Source organism: Streptomyces sp. NPDC002588 (assembly GCF_040295925.1).
Classification (GTDB): domain Bacteria; phylum Actinomycetota; class Actinomycetes; order Streptomycetales; family Streptomycetaceae; genus Streptomyces.
Genome location: NZ_JBEOWF010000001.1, coordinates 73,469 through 92,884, shown reverse-complemented (window position 1 = coordinate 92,884; position 19,416 = coordinate 73,469). Strand labels below are relative to the sequence as shown.

The 19,416-nt window shown below is 72.5% G+C and carries 17 protein-coding genes; 13 read left to right on the top strand and 4 right to left on the bottom strand.

Features of this window, described 5'->3' with window-relative positions:
* Positions 1-52 precede the first annotated feature (52 nt).
* The 6 genes from ABT057_RS00420 to ABT057_RS00395 all read left to right on the top strand — a co-directional run bounded on the left by ABT057_RS00420 (position 53) and on the right by ABT057_RS00395 (position 6,918).
* The gene (locus tag ABT057_RS00420) at positions 53-1,231 is read left to right on the top strand and encodes an ROK family transcriptional regulator (RefSeq protein WP_352339901.1); all 1,179 of its coding nucleotides are present in this window, start codon (positions 53-55) and stop codon (positions 1,229-1,231) included.
* A gap of 125 nt (positions 1,232-1,356) precedes the next feature.
* Positions 1,357-2,706 (top strand): ABC transporter substrate-binding protein, encoded by a 1,350-nt coding sequence (locus ABT057_RS00415; RefSeq protein ID WP_352339899.1) that lies wholly within the window; start codon positions 1,357-1,359, stop codon positions 2,704-2,706.
* Between the two features lie 2 nt (positions 2,707-2,708).
* Positions 2,709-3,707, top strand: coding sequence for a carbohydrate ABC transporter permease (locus ABT057_RS00410; protein WP_352339897.1), 999 nt, complete (start codon positions 2,709-2,711; stop codon positions 3,705-3,707).
* On the top strand, positions 3,704-4,576 hold the full coding sequence (locus tag ABT057_RS00405) for a carbohydrate ABC transporter permease (protein WP_352339895.1): 873 nt from the start codon (positions 3,704-3,706) through the stop codon (positions 4,574-4,576). The genes ABT057_RS00410 and ABT057_RS00405 overlap by 4 nt, the downstream gene beginning before the upstream one ends.
* 46 nt (positions 4,577-4,622) lie before the next feature.
* Complete coding sequence (locus ABT057_RS00400; RefSeq protein ID WP_352339893.1) at positions 4,623-5,906, top strand: 6-phospho-beta-glucosidase; 1,284 nt, start codon at positions 4,623-4,625, stop codon at positions 5,904-5,906.
* Positions 5,899-6,918: an N-acetylglucosamine kinase gene (locus ABT057_RS00395; RefSeq protein WP_352339891.1), complete on the top strand. Its 1,020-nt coding sequence runs from the start codon at positions 5,899-5,901 to the stop codon at positions 6,916-6,918. The genes ABT057_RS00400 and ABT057_RS00395 overlap by 8 nt, the downstream gene beginning before the upstream one ends.
* Positions 6,919-7,048: 130 nt before the next feature.
* On the opposite strand, the gene ABT057_RS00390 is transcribed toward ABT057_RS00395, so the two are convergent.
* A complete protein-coding gene (locus ABT057_RS00390) occupies positions 7,049-7,531 on the bottom strand; it encodes a winged helix-turn-helix transcriptional regulator (RefSeq protein ID WP_352339889.1) in 483 nt (160 codons plus the stop codon).
* A 104-nt stretch (positions 7,532-7,635) separates the two neighbouring features.
* Here ABT057_RS00390 and ABT057_RS00385 point away from each other — a divergent pair, with 104 nt between their 5' ends.
* Complete coding sequence (locus ABT057_RS00385) at positions 7,636-8,130, top strand: PaaI family thioesterase (protein WP_352339887.1); 495 nt, start codon at positions 7,636-7,638, stop codon at positions 8,128-8,130.
* 30 nt (positions 8,131-8,160) lie between these two features.
* On the opposite strand, the gene ABT057_RS00380 is transcribed toward ABT057_RS00385, so the two are convergent.
* From ABT057_RS00380 to ABT057_RS00370, 3 genes are all read right to left on the bottom strand, one after another.
* Positions 8,161-8,889 carry a response regulator gene (locus ABT057_RS00380; protein ID WP_352339885.1) on the bottom strand — a complete coding sequence of 243 codons (729 nt, stop codon included), beginning with the start codon at positions 8,887-8,889 and terminating at the stop codon, positions 8,161-8,163.
* Positions 8,886-10,109 (bottom strand): sensor histidine kinase, encoded by a 1,224-nt coding sequence (locus tag ABT057_RS00375; RefSeq protein ID WP_352339883.1) that lies wholly within the window; start codon positions 10,107-10,109, stop codon positions 8,886-8,888. Before ABT057_RS00375 ends, ABT057_RS00380 begins: the two co-directional genes overlap by 4 nt.
* A gap of 126 nt (positions 10,110-10,235) precedes the next feature.
* Positions 10,236-10,772, bottom strand: coding sequence for a hypothetical protein (locus tag ABT057_RS00370; protein ID WP_352339881.1), 537 nt, complete (start codon positions 10,770-10,772; stop codon positions 10,236-10,238).
* Positions 10,773-10,977: 205 nt separating this feature from the next.
* Here ABT057_RS00370 and ABT057_RS00365 point away from each other — a divergent pair, with 205 nt between their 5' ends.
* From ABT057_RS00365 to ABT057_RS00340, 6 genes are all read left to right on the top strand, one after another.
* Positions 10,978-11,667, top strand: coding sequence for a M24 family metallopeptidase (locus ABT057_RS00365; RefSeq protein WP_352339879.1), 690 nt, complete (start codon positions 10,978-10,980; stop codon positions 11,665-11,667).
* 128 nt (positions 11,668-11,795) lie between these two features.
* A complete protein-coding gene (locus ABT057_RS00360; protein WP_352339877.1) occupies positions 11,796-13,496 on the top strand; it encodes a S1 family peptidase in 1,701 nt (566 codons plus the stop codon).
* 10 nt (positions 13,497-13,506) lie between these two features.
* Positions 13,507-15,633 (top strand): tetratricopeptide repeat protein, encoded by a 2,127-nt coding sequence (locus tag ABT057_RS00355; RefSeq protein ID WP_352340577.1) that lies wholly within the window; start codon positions 13,507-13,509, stop codon positions 15,631-15,633.
* 81 nt (positions 15,634-15,714) lie between these two features.
* Positions 15,715-17,199: a vWA domain-containing protein gene (locus tag ABT057_RS00350; protein WP_352339875.1), complete on the top strand. Its 1,485-nt coding sequence runs from the start codon at positions 15,715-15,717 to the stop codon at positions 17,197-17,199.
* Positions 17,200-17,240: 41 nt separating this feature from the next.
* Positions 17,241-18,155: a hypothetical protein gene (locus tag ABT057_RS00345; RefSeq protein ID WP_352339873.1), complete on the top strand. Its 915-nt coding sequence runs from the start codon at positions 17,241-17,243 to the stop codon at positions 18,153-18,155.
* Positions 18,155-19,390: an extracellular solute-binding protein gene (locus tag ABT057_RS00340; protein WP_352339871.1), complete on the top strand. Its 1,236-nt coding sequence runs from the start codon at positions 18,155-18,157 to the stop codon at positions 19,388-19,390. The genes ABT057_RS00345 and ABT057_RS00340 overlap by 1 nt, the downstream gene beginning before the upstream one ends.
* Positions 19,391-19,416: the final 26 nt, after the last annotated feature.

Genomic DNA, 19,416 nt, shown 5'->3' with positions numbered 1-19,416 from the left:
ATGGCGAGATGAGGGCTCGGTGACCCGCCGGTATCCAGCAGGTCCGCAGCGATTGCTGCGTTCGCTCAACGGTCGCGCCGTTCTGGAGGCGATCGACGAGGCGGGCCCGGTCACGACCACCGACCTGGCCGGTCGGATTCCGCTGTCGCGCCCCACCGTGGCCGCCGCGGTCGGGCTGCTGCTGGAGCGCGGTGTGATCACCGAGGTGGGGCCGGCCACGGGCCGCAAGGGTCCGGCGCCGGCGCAGTACGGGGTGAACGCCGACTGCGCCTTCGCGATCGGCGTGGACGTCGGACACCGGAAGATCCGCGCGGCGGTCGCCGACGTCACCGGCCGGGTGCGCGGGCGGGCCGAGTCCGAGCGGCGGGGAGCCCGGGACGCGGACGCACTCGTCGGACAGATCCTGGACATGTGCGTCGACCTGGCCGGACAGGTGGGGCGCCCCCTGGGGGAGATCACCCAGGTCGTCGCGGGAATGCCGGCCGCGGTCGGCCCGGACGGACGCCACCTGTCGTACGCCACCGGCCTGCCCGACTCCGGGCGGGGGTTCGGCGAGGCACTCGGCCGGGCCATGCCGGTGCCGCTGGTCCTGGAGAACGACGTCAATCTCGCGGCGCTGGCCGAGCGCACCCATGGCCGCGGCACCGACACCGACGACTTCGTCCTGGTCAGCCTGGGGGTCGGACTCGGCCTCGGACTGGTCGTGGACGGCCGTGTCCGGCGCGGCGCCACCGGCGTCGCCGGAGAGGCCGGCTATCTGCCCAGCGACCGCATGGTCGCGCCGGTCGGGCAGCGCCGGGACCTCGTACAGGAACATCTGGGCGCGCGCCACATCAGCGCGGAGGCCCAGCGGCTCGGACTGCCCGGTGACGGCAGCCCGCGCACCGTCTTCGAACTCGCCCGCGCCGGAGACCCCGGCGCGCTGGAGATCGTGGACGACACCGCACGCAGCGTCGCCTACGTGGTGGCCTGCGTCGTACCCCTGATCGACCCGGCACTCATCGTGCTGGGCGGCGCCATCGGCGCCAACGGCGATCTGCTGCTGGAGCCGGTCGCCCGTCATCTGGCCGATTTCAGCACTTTCCGGCCGCCCATCGTCGCGTCGGGCCTCGGCCAGGACGCCGTGCTCACCGGAGCGACCACCATGTCGGCGGAGCTGGCCCGCGAGGCCGCCTTCGCCGCCGCCACCACTCCCGTCCCACAGCCAGAGCCGTCGTCGACTCTGTCCTGAAACACCGCGGCGACGCCGTCTTGCCGGACAGCGCCGCCGCTCGGGGTCACCGGGCGTTGCCGCGCCCGATCGACCTACGACCGATCCGTCACCCAGGGAATCCCGTCTCCGAGGAAGGACGATCAGTGTTCAAACCTATCACCGGGGCCGCGGCCGTCACGGCCGCCGGCGTGCTGCTGCTGGCAGGCTGTACCTCCGCAGGACCCGCCTCCTCCCAGCCCGGCTCCGCCATCTCGGCGGGCGCCTCGCACCAGGCCACCACCGTCACGGTCTGGACGTTCAACCACCTCCCCAACGAGGTGGCGGCATTCAAGGCGACACTGGACCGGCTGCACACCAAGTACCCGTGGCTGACCGTGAAGTTCGTGTCCAACAAGGATGACGCCGCCTACGCCAAGGCGGTCGCCGCGGGGAACCCGCCGGACGTGTTCATCAGCTCCACGCCCGACAACGTGGCCAAGTTCTGCTACAACGGCACCGTCGCCGACCTCGGCCCCTATCTGTCCTCGGCCAAGATCGACACCGCGAAGACCTTCCCGTCCGCGACCCTCGTCTACACCCGCTACCAGGACAAGCAGTGCGCGCTGCCGCTGCTCACCGATGCCTTCGCGCTCTACTACAACAAGAAGATGTTCGCCGCGGCCGGCATCACCAAGCCCCCCACGACGCTCGCCGAACTGACCGCCGACGCCAAGAAGCTGACCGTGAAGAACGCGGACGGCTCCATCAAGACGTACGGCTTCGTCCCCCGCTCCGACTACGACGTCAACCGGTACCTCTATGTCGGAGCGCACAGCGGCACCGACTTCTACGGCAAGGACGGCAAGACCACCTTCGCCTCCGACGCCAAGTGGCAGCAGCTGCTGAAGTGGGACCAGGACCTGATCGACTACTACGGCGGGGCGAACGTCCAGAAGTTCGTCGGCCGTTACCAGCCGCACGCCGACGACGCGGGCAACCCGCTGCTCACCGGCGCCGCGGCGATGGAGTACGACGGCGAGTGGCACGTCGGCGAGATCGCCTCGGAGAAGAAGGACTTCGACTACGGCGTGGTGCCGATGCCGGTCCTGGACGGATCGTCGGGCACCTACGGCGCGGGCAGCACGCTGGGCACCGTGGCGTACATGTCCGCCGGCTCGAAGCACAAGCAGGAGGCGTTCTTCGCGCTCCAGCAGCTCACCACCGACACCACGTTCCTGAACACCCTCGCCGACACCGTCTACAACATCCCGACCACGTTCGCCGCGCTCAAGGCCTGGGACCAGCGCGACGACCCGCACTGGAAGCCCCTGGTCGACGTCTTCGAGAACCCGCACTCCTCCTACAAGACGCTCACCCCGGCGGGCATCGAGGACATGGACACCTGGCGCGCGTTCCTGCTCGACTACGAACAGGGCAAGGTGAAGGACGCCGCGAGCGGGCTCGCCGACGTCGGCAAGAAGATAGACAGCCTCAACTCCGAGAGCGGACAGTAGAGATGACGACCGTTCTCGCCCCCGTGGGCGACGCCCCGGGCACGGCGCATCCGCGCCCTGCCCGGGGCGGGCGGCGCCGTCCGAGCAGGGCCCGCTGGTGGGTGGTCCTCGCCTTCCTGTCCCCGTTCGTCATCGGGTTCGCCGTCTTCGTGCTCTACCCCGTGGCCGCCACCCTCTACTACTCGCTCACCGACTTCCAGGCCGGTTCCTACCGGCCGGTGCAGTTCGTCGGACTGCGCAACTACCGCGCCCTGTTCACCCAGTCCGACACCTTCTGGGTGGCCGTGCGCAACACGTTGTGGATGGTCGTCGTCATGGTGCCGCTGCGCACCGCCTGGGCCATGCTCACCGCCTGGGTGATCATCCGGGTCAAGCGCGGCAGGGCCGTGTACCGCACGCTGTTCTTCCTGCCGTCCATGGTGCCGGTGGTGGCCGCCGCCCTGTCGTTCATCGTGCTGCTCAACCCGGTCGGCCCGCTCAACCGGCTGCTCGGCCTGGTGGGCGTGGGCGGCCCCGGATGGTTCTCCGACCCCGCCTGGTCCAAGCCCAGCCTCGTCCTGATGGCGCTGTGGGCCAGCGGCAACGTGATGGTCATCTTCTCCGCCGCCATGCTCGACGTACCACGCGAGCTGTACGAGGCAGCCGAACTCGACGGCGCCGGCACACTGCAGAAGTTCCGCAGCGTCACCCTCCCGGCGATCTCCCCGGTCATCTTCTTCGCCCTGCTCACCGGGATGATCTACACCTTCCAGTACTTCACCGAGGCGTTCGTCGCCTCCAGTTCCGCGAACGCCACCTCCTCCAGCAACGACCTGATCGGCTACCCCGCGGGCTCGCTGCTGTTCTACTCCACGGAGCTGTACCGGCAGGGCTTCGGGTACTTCAAGACCGGCTACGCCTCCGCCATGGCCTGGCTGCTGTTCCTGGTCATCTTCGCGGCGACCGTGGTGTTCATCCGCGCCTCGCGCCGCTTCGTGCACCACGCCGGCGGTGGCCGATGAGCACCCTCGAACTGACAGAGCGTCAGTCCCGTCAACCCCGTCCCGGACGACGCCTGTTGTACCTCCTGGCCGAGCACGCGCCGGCCGTCGCCATCGCCCTGTGCTTCCTGCTGCCGCTGACCATCGGTGTGCTCACCGCGTTCATGACCCAGCAGCAGGCCGGCACCGGTTCGCTGTGGCCCTCGCCCTGGGAGTTCGGCAACTTCCGCAAGGTCTTCTCGGCCATGCCGTTCGGCCGCGACCTGCTCAACACCATGGTGTACGCCGGGCTTTCCACCGTGGGCGTCGTCGTCTCCTCGGTGCCCGTGGCCTACGCGCTCGCGCGGCTGCGGTGGCGCGGCCGGGAGGGCGTCTTCCTGGTCGTCCTCGCCGCGATGATGATCCCGGCACAGGTCACCAGCCTGCCCCTGTACGTCATGTACGCGCACATCGGCTGGGTGGGCACACTGAAACCGCTCATCGTGCCGTCCTTCTTCGGCGACGCGTTCAGCATCTTCCTGCTGCGTCAGTTCTTCCTCACCATCCCCGACGAGTTCACCGAGGCGGCACGGGTCGACGGGGCGGGAGAACTCCGCATCCTGTGGCGGGTACTGATCCCGATGGCCAAGCCGGCGATCGCCGCGGTGGGGCTGTTCGCCTTCCTGTACGCCTGGAACGACTTCTACAACCCACTGCTCTACACCGGGAACAGCGACACCGGCCAGACCCTCGCGGTGGCCCTCAGCCAGCTCGCCAAGAACGGGCACCAGAACGCCTACGAGCTCCAGATGGCGGCCTCGCTGATGTTCCTGCTGCCCGTCCTGGTGCTGTTCTTCCTGGCACAGAAGGTCTTCGTCGAGGGCATCGCGCTGACCGGCGTCAAGGGCTGAGACCGCGCCTACGGCCCCGGCGCCCGCACACACCCATGGGAGCACGATGAAGATCACCGTTGTCGGCGGTGGCAGCACCTACACACCCGAACTGATCGAGGGCTTCGCCCGGCGCGCCGACGTGCTGCCGGTCGACGAACTCGTCCTGCACGACATCGACACCGAACGCCTCACCGTGATCGGCGGCCTGGCCCGCCGCATCCTCGCCCGGCACGGCTTCCCCGGCCGCCTGACCACCACGACCGACCTCGCCGCGGCGGTGGACGGAGCGGACGCGGTGCTCGTCCAGCTCCGCGTGGGCGGACAGGCGGCCCGCCTGGTGGACGAGACCCTCCCGAACCGCTTCGGACTGCTGGGCCAGGAGACCACCGGCCCCGGAGGTTTCGCCAAGGCCCTGCGCACGGTGCCGGTGGTCCTCGACATCGCCGCCGAAGTCCGCCGGCGGGCCCGGCCCGGCGCCTGGATCGTCGACTTCACCAACCCGGTCGGCATCGTCACCCGCGCCCTGCTGGACGCCGGCCATCGCGCGGTCGGCCTCTGCAACGTGGCGATCAAGTTCCAGCGGCAGCTGGCCGCCCGCCTGGGCACCGACCCCGAGCGCGTACGGCTCGGCCACGCCGGCCTCAACCACCTGTCCTGGATCCGCTCGGTCACCGTCGACGGAGTGGACCGCCTCCCGGAACTCCTCACCGGCGACGCGCTGGAGGAACTCGCCGCACAGACCCGGGTCCCCGCCGGAGCCCTGCGCGACCTCGGCGCCATCCCCTCCTACTACCTCCACTACTTCTACTGCACGGAGGACGAGGTCCGCACCCAACGGGCCGGAACCCACCGTGCCGACCAAGTCCTCGCCATCGAGCGGGAGCTGCTCACCCTGTACGCGGATCCGAGCCTGGACCGCAAACCCGGCCTGCTGGAGCAGCGCGGCGGGGCGTACTACAGCGAGGCCGCCGCCGCCCTGGTCACCAGCCTGCTCACCGGAGACGGCGCCCACCACTACGTGAACGTACGCAACGAAGGAGTCCTGCCCGGCCTGCCCGACGAGGCCGTGGTCGAGGTGCCGGCCCACGTCGACACCGCCGGACCCCACCCCGTTCCCGTTCCGCCCCTGCCGCCCGAGATGCTCGGGCTCGTCCAGGCCGTCACGGCATACGAGACCCTCACCGTCGAGGCGGCTCTCACCGGTGACCGTACGGTGGCCCGGCGTGCCCTCATGGCCAACCCGCTCGTCCGCGAATGGGCCGTCGCGGACGCACTTCTCGACGCGCTGCTGGAGGCCAACCGCCGCCATCTGCCCCGGTTCCCCGCGAGCGAGGCCGCCGATGCCTGACCTCGTGGTGGGGGTCGACGGAGGGAACTCCAAGACCGATCTCGTCCTCGCGGACACCGAGGGACGCCTGCTGTCCTGGGTACGGGGCGCGGGCACCCGCCCGCACACCGAGGGCATGGACCTCACCACCGAACGTCTCGCCCGCCTCGGCCGGCACGCGCTCGCGGAGGCGGGCCTGGCCGGCACCACCCCCGTCTCGGTCGGCGCGTACTTCCTCGCCAACGTCGACCGTCGCGCGCACGAGGGGCTGGCGCTGCGGCAGCTGACCCGGCTGGGCGTGGCCGGGCGGACCGTCGTACGCAACGACACGTTCGCCGTGCTGCGGGCCGGCGCACCGGACGGCTGGGGCGTGGCGGTGGTGTCCGGCGCCGGGATCAACGCGGCCGCGGTCCATCCCGGGGGCCGCTCGGCCCGCTTCCTCTCCCTCGGCGACATCACGGGGGACTGGGGCGGCGGGCTCGCCGTCGCCCGGGCCGGCCTGGGCGCCGCGGTCCGCGCGGGCGACGGCCGCGGACCGGCGACCCGGCTGCGGCAGGACCTGCCGGGGCACTTCGGCCTGAACAGCGTGGAGTCCGTCGCGCTGGCGGTCAGCAGCGGGGACATACCGGTGACCGCCCTGCACGGCCTGGCACCCCTGGTCTTCGCCACCGCCGCGGGCGGCGACACCGTGGCCCGGGGCATCGTGGAACGCCTCGGCGACGAGATCACCGCCATGGTGACCGCGTTGCTGCGCCGACTGCGCCTCCTGCGCACCCCCACACCGGTGGTGCTGGGCGGCGGCACCCTGCAGAACGACCAGGTCCTGCTGCGGGACCACATCCGGGCCCGGCTGGCCGTCGAGGCCCCGCTCGCCCGGCCCCGGGTCCTCGACGTACCTCCGGTCGCGGGCGCGCTGGGGGAGGCACTCCTGACCGCGGGCGCCCCGGCCGCCGCGCAACGCCGCCTGCGCGAGGCCGTCGCCGACCGGAAACCACCGCCCCTGCTCGCGGCGCCCGGGGGGACGGTGCCGTAGCCGGGGCCGAGGCCTGTGCCGCCGGCCTCCGCGCACGGTCAGCCGTCGGCGCACACGAAGGCAGGCTTGGGCCGGGCGACCGCCGGGACGCTCGGCCCGGCTGCCGCGGACGTCGGCTCCTCCGGGCCGGTCAGGGGTGCGGCGCGATGTCGTGCCGGCGCGCCGCGGGCCCCGGGCGGACGGTGACCTCGGCCGACGTCAGCTCGGTGTGCTCTGCGCAGCACTCGACGACCACCCGCACGGCGGACCCGCAGGTGTCGTGCCTGATGTCCAGCACGGGTCCCACCGGGTCGCCGGCATACGTCTCGCCCCACTGCCGCAGCGCCAGGAGGACGGGCCACAGATCCCGGCCCTTGCCGGTCAGGCGGTACTCGTGCCGGGTCCTGCTGCCCTGTTCCTGGTAGGGGACCGTCTTCAGGATCCCGGCCGCGACCAGTTTGCGGAGCCGGTCGGCGAGGACCGCGTCCGAGAGCCCGACATGGCGGCGGAGGTCGTCGAAGCGGCGGACCCCGTTGAAGGCGTCACGCAGGATCAGCAGCGTCCACTTCTCGCCGACCACCTCGAGGCTGCGCTGGACCGGGCAGTTCTCGGTGCCCATCTCGAGCCACTTCATGCCGTCATCGTAGAGAGGCGATCTGGCTTTGTCATTGACAGCCAGCTCTCGGCGGAGCTAACTTCACCGAACAGAGCCAGGGATCGAGGAGGATGCGCAGCCGCATGGAACGGTCACGTACGTACGACTGGGAGGACCCGGCCGTCTCGGCGGCCGCCGTCGGGCAAGGTTCGGGGCTGGAGTTCCTCCGGGACATCCTCGCCGGCCGGCTGCCCGCGGCGCCGATCGGTGCCACGGTGGGCCTTGCGCTCGAAGAGGTGGAGCACGGACGGGTGGTGTTCTCCCTGGTGCCGGGGGAGGAGCACTACAACCCCATCGGCAGCATGCACGGCGGGATCTACGCGACGATGCTCGACTCGGCGGCCGGCTGTGCGGTCCAGTCCACCCTGCCGCAGGGCATGGGCTACACGTCGCTCGACCTCACCGTGAAGTTCCTCCGTCCGGTCACGGCCGACACGGGCAAGATCCGCGCTGTCGGCGGCGTCCTCAGCGGCGGCCGGCGCACCGCACTCGCCGAGGCCCGGCTGCTCGACTCCGAGGACCGACTGCTGGCGCACGCCACCAGCAGCTGCATGCTGTTCCCCATGCCGGCCGCCTGACTCAGGCGCGACGGCTCCTCGGTCGCGCTGCTACGGGGTGGGTCCGGGAGGGGCGACCAGGTTGTTGCGGTAGGCGTACCCCACGGCCTGGGCGCGGTCGTTCGCGCCGATCTTCGTGAAGATGCGGTTGACATGCGTCTTCACGGTGGCCTGGCTGACGACGAGCCGGGCGCAGATCTGCGCGTTGGACAGGCCCTGGGCGATGAGCGTGAGCACCTCGGTCTCACGCGGGGTGAGGCCGTCGGGCAGCTGGTCCGGTGCGCGTCGCCCCGGAACGGGCGCGGCGGCCGCGGGCGGGGTGTCGCCGGTCCGCAGGGCGGTGACCAGGCGGGCCTGTACCTCGGGATCGAGCCAGGTGCGGCCGCTGTGCACGTTGAGGATGGCCGTCTCGACCGCGTCGTCGTCCGCGTCCTTGGTCAGATAGCCGCGTGCACCGGCCCGCAGCGCCGGGAAGACGGAGTCGTCGTCCGCGTAGGTCGTCAGCACGAGCACCGCGCTGTCCGGGACGCGCTCCCGCAGGGCGGCGGTGGCCGCGACGCCGTCGAGCACCGGCATGTTCAGATCCATCAGCACCACGTCGGGCCGCAGCCGCTCGGCGAGGGCCACCGCCTCGGCGCCGTCACGGGCCGCGCCGACCACCTCGATGCCGTCCAGCATGCCGATCAGCAGGACCAGCCCATTGCGGACGACGTGCTGATCGTCCGCGATCAGGACTCTGATCCTGCTGTCCTGCGGATTCGTCTCGTCGGGCTCGCTCACGTGGGGATCTCCATCCTTACCTTCCATCCGTCCGGGGTCGGCCCGGCGCTGACGCCGCCCCCGGCCTCGGCCAGCCGCTCGCGCATACCGGTCAGGCCGAGACCGGAGCCGCCGGCCAGGGCCGCCGGGGCCGGGCCCGGCCCGGTGCGCCGGTCCTCGACCGTCAGGACCGTGGCCCGCGGTTCGTAGCAGAGCGTCACGGTGGTGCGCGCGTCGCGTGCGTAGCGGACCGCGTTGGTCAGCGCCTCCTGCGCGCCCCGGTACAGGGCGAGGCCCGCTTCGGTCGGCAGGTCGCGGCGCGGCCCGGTGACGGACAGCGTCACGTCGAGTTCCAGGTCCACGCGGTAGCGCTCGATCAGCTCGGGCAGCCGGTCCAGCGAGGGCATGCGGTCGCCGCGCAGCGCGCCCACGGCCCGGCGGGCGTCGCCCAGCCCTTCCTTGACCAGCTTCCCGGTGCGGTCCAGCAACTCCCGCAGTTCCTCGCCCGCCTGTTCGCGCCGAGCCATCCTGCGCGCGGCCTGCACCTGGACGGCCAGCCCGGACAGGGTCTGTGCGAGGACGTCGTGCAGGTCCTGGGCGATACGGGTGCGCTCGGCCAGCGCAGCCGCCTCGGCCTCTGCCTCCCGGGCGTCCTCCAGCTGTGCGAGCAGCAGCTCGGCGCGCTCCTCGCTCCTGCCGGCCTGCCGCAGACTGATCGCCATGAGCGCCAGGACCACGGAGAACAGCAGCTGGTGGAGCAGGTTCTCCGTGCCGCCGTCCGTCCCGGCGACGGCGGCGCCGACCAGACCGGCCATCATCACGCCACTGAGCACGGCGGCCATCAGCGGTCTCAGCAGAAGAAAGGCGGTCAGTACGGCCACCGACGGCGGCAGGGTGGACATCGAGCCGGGCTGGACGATGCCCAGCGCGAACCCGAACCCGTCGACCAGCACACAGAACACCACGCACTGCACGGCGGTCGCCAACCGCCACAGACCTGATGCGACCGCGGCCAGCGGCAGCAGACAGCCGGCGAGCACGAGCGCGACCGCGAGGTGCTTCCCGGCCGTGCCGGGTGCGGGCGTCGAGTGCAGTGACTGGACGGCGATCGCGACCAGGGTGCCCCACAGAACGGGCAGCAGGCGTCGCCCCCTGCGCTCGCGCCGGGCCTGGGCGTCGGCCAGCGCCGCGGTCAGCCGCGGACTGGCCACGGCCGGTGAAGCGTCCGGTGTGTCCGTCACGCTCTGAAGGATAGGGGCGAGTCGCGCCCCGAGCCCCAACCCCCCGGGCCCGGGCCCGCGTTGACGGGGCCGGGCCGACGTGGGGGTCCTGGGCGCGGGACGCGGCGGACCCGGCTGCCGCACGGTTCAGGCTCCGGTCACGGCGGGGGCGGCCTCGATCGCCTCGGGGACGGCAGCGGGGATCCGGTGTGCCCGGACACGCACCACGACGAGGCGGCACAGGACCTGGGTGACGGCCATCAGCAACAGCGCGGCGGTCCAGGCGGCCGTACCGGTGATCAGGTTGTCGCGGCTGAACCGCGCGACCGCGGACGCGCCGCTGTGCGTGGCCCAGAAGACGAATCCCGAGCGCGATCCCATGCCTATGACCCACAGCAGGGCGGCGACCGCCCCCGCCTTGGCGTACCCGGCGCCGTCCGCGGTGCGGCTGACGCGGGTGGCCAGGCCGCTGGCGACACCCAGGGCGGCGCCGGCCGCGACGCCGACGAGATCCAGCCGGACGTCGTGCCCCTGCGTCGGGAACGACCTCAGGTAGTGCGCGGCCGCGGCACCCACGGCCAGCACCGGCAGCAGTACGGTCCGCAGTGTCAGGCGGCTGCCGAGCATCTGCGGAATCACGAGCAGGACCAGTCCGGCGGAGATGAGGTAGTCAGTCGTCGTCATGACCACGAGCTTGTCGTGCCCGGCGCCGCGCGGCCTCGGCTCCCGGGTTGACCTAGGGTTGATTCCCGGCCTCCACCCACGGGTTGACGCCGGCCCGCGACAGCGCCGCCGGACACCGTCATCCGCCCGGCCCCCGCCGCGCGGCCGCCCTCCGGTCACCGGAATCACGTTGCCGCGAACGATCCCGCTCATTACGGTCGGGCCCATGGCGGACGACGAACCCACACGCGCGGCACGACTGCTGGAAGCCCAGGCGAAGGCCGAACAGCTCTTCTCGGAGATCGAGCGACGCGGGCTGGTCGCCCCCGGGGAGGGCGAGCGGGCGGTCAGCGACCGGATCCGGGACCTGGCCAACGAACTGTTCGGCACCACCCGGCACTGGCACAAGCGGATCGTGCGCTCCGGCCCGAACACCCTGAAGCCCTACAAGGAGAACCCGCCGGACCGGCTGATCGGCGCGGACGACATCGTGTTCGCCGACTTCGGGCCGATCTTCGAGGAGTACGAGGCCGACTTCGGCCGGACCTTCGTCCTCGGCGACGACCCGGTCAAACAGCGCCTGCGGGACGACCTGCCCGAGGTCTTCGCGGCCGGCAGGCGGTTCTTCGAGGACGACCTCCACATCACCGGCCGGCAGCTCCACGCCGAGGTGGAGCGGCTTGCCGCCGAGGCCGGCTGGGAACTGGGCGGCTGGCACGCCGGCCACCTGGTCGGCGAGTTCCCGCACGAGTGGATCGACGGCGCGGACACGGAGTCGTACATCACCCCCGCCAACGACACCCCGCTGCGGCGCACGGACAAGGCCGGGCGTCGCTGCCACTGGATCCTGGAGATCCATCTCATCGACCGGCAAAGGGAGTTCGGCGGCTTCCACGAGGAACTCCTCACGCTCTGACCCGACAGCGCCGGGCCGTCGAGCGCACGGATCACAGCGGACGTCGTCCCCCCTCCACCGCAGCAGGAGACCGTCGTCGTCGGCCGCAACTCGGGCCAATGGGGCGGGTGTTGCCATACTGTGGAGGGATGGCGCTGCATCACCACAGCGAGAACCCGTGGCGGGTGAGGGTGGACGACGAGAGCGGAACCCCGTGTGGCGCCGGGGTGCTGCTCGACGACCGGCACATTCTGACCTGCGCGCACGTCGTCCGGCACGCCGGAGCGGAGCCGCACGGCCCCGCCGCCCGGGTGCGGATCAGGAGCGTGGCGTGCAGTCCGGAGTGGACCCGCACCGCGCAGGTGGTTCCCGGATCATGGGTGCACGAGCACGGCACCCGGCGAGGTGACGTGGCACTGCTGGCACTCGACGACCCGGTCGACTGCGGAACCAGGACCACGCTGTGGAAGGTACCCATCTCCGGCGGCCGGGTGCGGGTGTACGGCTTCCCGCAGGCCGAGCCGTACGGCATGGTCACGGACGCGGAGCTGGCGGGTTCCGGCGGGCGGCAGGGCGAATGGGGGCTGCTGAGGCAGATCCGCGCCGGCGACCCGTGGATCGAGAAGGGCTACTCGGGCGCCGGGGTGGTGGCGCTGGACGGCGAGTTCGAGGGGAGCGTCATCGGCATCGTCGTGGCCGACTACGTCGACGGCGACGCCAGGGCGGCCTGGATGCTGCCGACCGAGACCCTGCTGACCTACCTGCCCGGCATCAGGGAGTTCACCGGCGGCCACCGCACCGACGAACTGGGGCCGTCCGGCGGCGGGCTGCCCCGGGACGTGCTGGGCGACCCGCTGCGGCTCGCCCTGACCCAGGAACTCACCCGGCTGCTCGACGACGGCTGGTCGGGCACCGTCGTCGTCGGCACGGACGCCTCCGTCGGGGCGGGCTCCTCGTGGCTGGTGCGACTGGTGCGCACCGCCGACCCGGCGGCCCGGGCGGCCGTCTCCGACGCCGAGCTGACCGGGGCGCCCAGGGACACGGTCCTCGGCCTCGGCTCCATCGACGCGGCCTACGACGCCTGCGGCAGGTCCGTCGCCGAGGTGCGCGGCTATCTGATGGGCCGGTTCGGGCTCCGCGCGGACAACGACCGCGAGGCGGTCCGCCGGCTGGTGCGCCGCAGACCGCCCGCCTGCCTGGTGGTGGGCCGCGTCGACCGGGCCGCGGACCCCGGCGCACTCCTGCGGGACCTGCTCGCGCCGCTCGCCGCCCGGGCCCGCTCCCGCGGCCTCCGTCTCGTCCTGGGCTTCGAGGACCGGCCGCCCGCCGACCTCGTCCATGACGTGTCCCTCGACCCCGCGCCCCTCGGCGGGTCGGCCTTCCGGAGCGTGACCTCGGCTCAGGCCCAGGCGGTCGTCGCACAGCTCGCCGCCGAGGAGGAGGCGGCGGCCCGGCTGCGCACGCGATGGGGAGAGAAGTTCTTCGCCGCGCCGCGGCTGCCGCACAGCGTCGCCCCCCGCCTGCGGGTCCGGCTGGCCGTCGCCCGCACCACCGAGCCGAACCCCGAACTCACCGCCGTCCACGACCGCGCCACGGAGGCCCGGGCCGAGGTCGCCAGGTTCGACCGCGCCCTGCGGCGGCTGGTCGCGAGCCACGAGGACCTCAGCACGAGCCTGGAACTGCACCGGGTGCGCGCCGCGCGGTTCTTCGGCGACGAGGACCGGCGGCTCGCCGGGCTCCACGCCCCCGCGGCCCGGGCGCTGCAGACCGTCCCCATCGACCTCGCGGCCGCCCGCACGCTGGTCCGGAGCTACACCGACGAGGTCAACCGCCGGATCGACGAAGGGTGACGCCGTGCCGATGTGCAACCGCCCCGACTGCGGCCTGGACGAGATCGACGAGCAGGGATTCTGCCCGGCCTGCGACCGGCAGCCGCTGCCACGGCAGGGTGCCGCCTCCCCCGGCGGCGCGGCCGGTCCGGTGCGCGGCGTGGGTGTCGGCGTGGCGCAGGTGCGCCCGGACCCCTGGTACGGACTCGGCCTGGTCGATTCCGGCGACGTCCCCGAACCCCTCGACGTACCGCCGCCCACGGTGGGGCCGGTCCCCGAGGAACACCGCTTCTGCGCGAACCCGGTGTGCGGGCAACCCGTCGGCAGGGGCCACGGCGACGAGCCCGGCAGGGCCGCCGGATACTGCGCCCACTGCGGCACCCGTTTCGACTTCGCCCAGCCTCAGGGCCTCACCATCGCAGGGCGCTACGACGTCGAGCGCGTCCTCGGCTCCGGGGCGTACGGGGCGGCGTACCTCGCGCACGACCGCAACCTGAGGACGCACGTGGTCCTCAAGGCCCTGAACCGGTCGGTGGCCAGGACGGCCGAGTACGAGCGGGACGTCCTGGTCGGGCTGCGGCACGACAGCATCGTCCGCATCCTGGGCTACGAACCCGAGGGACCGCACCTCGTGCTCGAGTACGTCCCCGGCGTGCCGTTCTCGGCCCGGGACGGCGACCGGCTCGAGACCCTCCTCGCGCACGGCGTCCGCGTGCTCCAGGCGCTCGACTACCTGCACGCCCGAGGCCTGCTGCACTGCGACGTCAAACCCCTGAACATCATCCGGTTCCGGGAGGAGGGCTCCGCGGGCGCCGCCCGCCCGCTCGACCGGGTACGCCTCATCGACTTCGGCGCCGTGCGGTCCCAGGGGGAACCCGGACCGATCGTCGCGTACACCAAGGCCTACGCGCCCCCGGAGGAAGATCCGGAGCACGTGAGGCCCACCCCCGGCTTCGACCTCTACGGACTCGGTATGACGCTGCGTGAGGTGTGTCGCTCGCACGGCACCGACCGGGCGGCACCCGGCGTCGACTCGCTGATGCTGCTGCTGGACCGCGCCACCGACACCGCCGTGCCCCAGCGGCGCTTCGTCTCGTCGCATCAGTTCGGGGAGCAGCTCAGCGGAGTGATCCGGCAGATCGTGGCCGCCCCGCCCACCCGCCGTCAGGTGGCCCGCCCGTCGGCGCTGTTCGGGTCGATCACCGATCCGCTGCACGGCGGCCTGGGAACGGCGCGCCCGCTCGACCACTGGGTGCGGGCGGCCGTGGCCGGGGACGCACGGCTGACCATGCCCGCGCCCTTCTCCTGCCCCGGCCCGCGGGACATGGTGGCGGCACTCCCCACCCCCCTCTCCGATCCCGACGATCCACGCATCGGCGACGCGGCCGGGAACGCGCTGGCCGAGAGCCGGCTCGCCCTGCGCCGGAGCGACGTGCCACGGGCCGCGCAGGCGCTCGCCCGGGCGGGCCTGCCCGACTGGCACTGGCTGCACGCCTGGTACTCCGGCCTGATCGCGCTGGCACGCGACGACGTGCACAGAGCCGCCGGCCACTTCACCGAGGTGCGACGGACGCTGCCGGGCGAACTGATCCCGCAGCTCGCGCTCGGCCTGTGCGCCGAGTGGCGCGAGGACCGCGAGGTCGCCCGCGCGCACTACGGCACCGTCCTCGACACCGCCCCCGCGCTCGGCGCGGCGGGCTTCGGCCTGGCCCGCGTCCACCTGCTGGCCGGCCGGCGCGCCGAAGCGGTGGCCACCGCCGAGCGCCTGACCCAGGAATTCCGCTACGAGCGCGAGGCACGGGTCGCCGCCGTACGACTCCTCGTCACCGTCCTCGCGGCGCCCGCCCCCGCCGAGCCCACCCGGGACGACCTGGCCCGGGCCCGCGCCGCGCTGGACGGCCTGCACGCGGACGACGCCGCGGCCGCCGGGCTCGGGGCCGAGATCCAGTACGCCGAGTTCCTGCGCACCCACGACCGGCTGCGGCTCTCCGAGGCGGTCCGGGGACTCGGCGCGCACGCCTCCACCGAACGGGAGTACGTGGCACTGGTCGACCTGGCCAACCGGCTGCGCCCGGCGCTGGAACCGAGGTGGCGAGCGCGCCGCAGCCGAACTCGTCATTCCCGTTTCGGAGTCACACCCGACACGCTAAGCTCCTGACCCGCTACGCAGGGACAGACCGGGGACGCGCAGCGACACACGGGACACAGTCGGGTGGTGCCGGTGGGGGACAGGCCGCCGTTGACAGGGCTCAGTACAGGACTCGGCACAGGGCTCAGCTTCGAAGTGGACGTCGACGCGCCGTCGGACCTGGCCTACGACGAGACACGCGCGGACGCCCTCGTCACCGTCAGGGCACGGTCCGCCGCCGACGCGGCCCGGGGAACGCGGACCGCCGAGATCCTCATCATGGACAAGTCGCTGTCCATGGCCGGCCGCGGCAAGCTGGACGAGGCGAAACGCGCGATGTGCGCGGCCGTCGACACCCTGCGGGACGGGACCCTGCTGGGGATCGTCGCGGGCAACCACCAGGCCGACGTGGTCTTCCCGGACACGGGCGGCCTCGCGACGGTCGACGCCGCGGCCCGGCAGGAGGCCAAGAGGCGGATCGTCGGCCAACTGGCCGAGGGCGGCACGGCGATCGGGCAGTGGCTGGCCTGCGCCGACCGGCTCTTCGCGTCGGTGACCTCCCCCGGCACCGTGCGCCACGCCGTGCTCTACACGGACGGCAAGGACGAGCACGAGACGCCCGAACAACTGGGCGGCGTCCTCGAGGCGTGCAGCGACCGGTTCGTGTGCGACGCGCGCGGACTCGGCGAGGACTGGAACTACGCGGAGCTGCTGCGGATCACGGAGGCACTGCACGGCAGCGCCGAGGCCGTCGTCACCGTGTCCGACCTCACGGAGGACTTCACCCGGATCATGCGGCAGGCGCAGCGCATCGTGGTGGCCCGCGTCTACCTGGGGCTGCGCCTCAACCACCGGTTCCGGCTGGGCTTCGTACGCCAGACACGTCCCGTGGAGGCGGAACTGACCGCCCGCCCGCGCGAGGACGGCGAGATCCACGTCCCGCTCGGTTCCTGGCCGCCGGAAACCCGCCAGTACCAGGTGTCGCTGCGCTTCGATCCCAAGACGCTGACCGTGGAGGAGAACCTGCGCGCCGCCCGGATCACGCTGTATGCCGAACAGCCCGACGGGACACGCCTCCCGTGCTCCGAGCCCCGGGCCATGGTCGTACGGCGGCGGGCGACACCCGGCTTCGGGATCCCGCAGTCCCCCCAGCTCACCCGCGTCGAGAACGAGCACGAGCTCGGCATGGCCATGCGGGCCTGCGCCGACGCGCAGCAGCGCAAGGACTTCGAACGCGCCGACCGTGAGCTGCGCATCGCGATGGGACTCGCCGAGGATCTCCGGGACATCGCGCGCCTGCGGCTGCTGCGCTCGGTGTCGGTCACCGGCCCCGACGGCAGGCTGCGGATGCGTCGCGACGCCTCCCGGGGCGAGGTGCAGCGGCTCGGGCTGGAGTCGACCAGGACCGCGGCCCCGCCGGTCGACGCGATCGACGCGGCCGGCGGGGGCGACCTGCCGGCCGCCGACGGCCCGTCCACACGCAGCTGCCCCCGGTGCGGCGCGACGACCTCGGCACGCTCCGCCAGGTTCTGCGAGGAGTGCGGCGGCCGCTTCGACGAACCCGCCGCGGGCAGCGCACCGGCGGACGCCCCGTGAGCGAGGCGGCCGTGACATCCCGGCGGTCCCTCCGGGAGACGGTGACAGGCTGGCGAACCCGGGTCCTCGCGATCCATCCGGTGCGGGTGCTGCGCTGGCTGAGAGCGATCGTGTTCACCATGGTGCTGGCCACCGCGCTGCTGTATCTGCTGGTGTCCACGCGGGCCGGCGAGCAGCTGGACGCGGCGCGCCGCACCGACGACGCCATCGAGGACATCGCCCAGGCACACGACACCGCCGTCGCCGCGGACAGGGCGCTCGCGAAGGCCGCCGACACCGGCCAGGTCACCCTGATCAGCACGGGCACGGAGTTCGCCAACGACACCGCGCGCGTGAACACCCTCGTCACCTCGGCCGTCGAGGGCAACGCGGCCGGAAACCGGGGACGGACCCAGTTCCAGTTCGTCCAGGGCCAGTTGACCACCTGCGTGGGGCTCGCCAACACGGCGGTGCGCGATGACGCCCGCAGCGGCGGGGCGGGTCTGGACTCCGCCCGGCAGGCCCTGACCGCCCCACGCGCGAAGGAACCCGGGACGGGCCACCCCATCCCCGGCACGGGCGGCCTCACGGCGTCGCTGACCGACCTCGAGGACATGCAGCGCCAGGCCCTCGACGATCAGCGCCGGTCGTACTGGCTCAACCCCGCCTACGTCTGGTCCCTGCTCGTCGGGCCGACGGCCGTCATGCTCCTCTGCGTCCTCGCCACCCGCCGTGTCGTCGCGCGCCATTTCCGCCGCCGGATCAGCCCGCGGCTGATGGCCGCATCGGCGGCCGCCGCGGTGTCCGGGATCACCACCAGCCTGCTGTGCCGGCACGACGCGCGGGCGCTGAGCGAGGACCCGCTGGTCGGACACTGGCTGACGACGACGCTCGCGCTGGGCCTCCTGGCGGCCGCCCTGGTGCTCGCCCACCTGGGCTACCGTCCCCGCCTCGCCGAGTACAGGTTCCCGCGGTGATGAGCACGCTGACGGCCCGTCTCGCGCGCTGTGTCCTGGTCCTGTGCGTGCTGCTGGCCGCGGCGGGGTGCGGCGGCGGGCCGGGGCGCCAACGGGTGACGATCATGATTCCCTGGTCCGGCGACGAGTTCCAGGCGTTCTACTCGGTGCTCAGGTCCTTCGAGGACGACACCGGCATCGAGGTGGACGTACAGGTCACCCGAGCCCTGACCCAGCAGCTCGACGCGGCGGTGGCCGCCGGGGCGCCGCCCGATCTCGCCATGCTGCCGAGTGTGGGGGCCATCTACAGATACGCGGGCGGGGCGGCCGGAAGAGGCGGGAAGCTGCGGCCGCTCCAGGTCCCCACGGGCGCGTACCTGGAGCCGTTCCGCGGGCTGACGGAGGTGCGGGGCGAGGTCTACGCCGTGCCGGTCAAGGTGGATGTCAAGAGCCTCGTCTGGTTCGACCCCACGGTCACCGGCCGGCCGTCGCCGACCGCCCCGGGCAAGCCCGGGACCTGGTGCCTGGGGCTGGAGTCAGGGCCCACCTCCGGCTGGCCGGGCGCCGACTGGATCGCCGACATACTCCTCGCCCAGAACGGCGTGGACGCCTACCAGAAGTGGCTCTCGGGCACCTTGCACTGGAACTCGCCCCCGCTCAGGAAGGCCTGGACCACCTGGCGGAACCTGGTGGGGACCAGCGTCAAGGACGCGGCCGTCCGGAACTTCGGCGAGGCGGCCTCGGGCATGACCGCGACGCCCCGCAGATGCTCCCAGGCGCACGGCGCGCTGTCCGCCATGGGGTTCAGGGCGGGCCGGAGCCATGACTACGTGCCGTCCTCGTCGACCCATCGGCTGGAGGTCTCCGCGGACTTCGTGGGCATGTTCACCGACGACAACCCGAGCGCCGAGGCGTTCATCGAATACCTCGCGGGAACGGAGGCCCAGCAGTCCTGGGTGAACCAGGGCGAAGGGTCCGCGTTCTCCGCCGACAGCAAGGTCACCCACTACGACGACGCCGTTCAGCGGCGGATCGCCGGAATGCTCCGGCCGGGCTCGGGCTACACGCTCTGTTTCGGCGCCGCCGACGCGATGACCCCCGACGTGTCGGCCGCGTTCTACCGGGCCGTCCTCGACTACGCGACGGACGGAACGGAAGACCCCACCCCTCTCCTCGGCGATCTCGACGAGGTCCAGAACAAGCTGGGGGATTCCCCCGTACCCGCCGACAAGCTCTGCGCCAAGCTGACAAGTTGACACATTCACGAATCGACAAGTTGGCC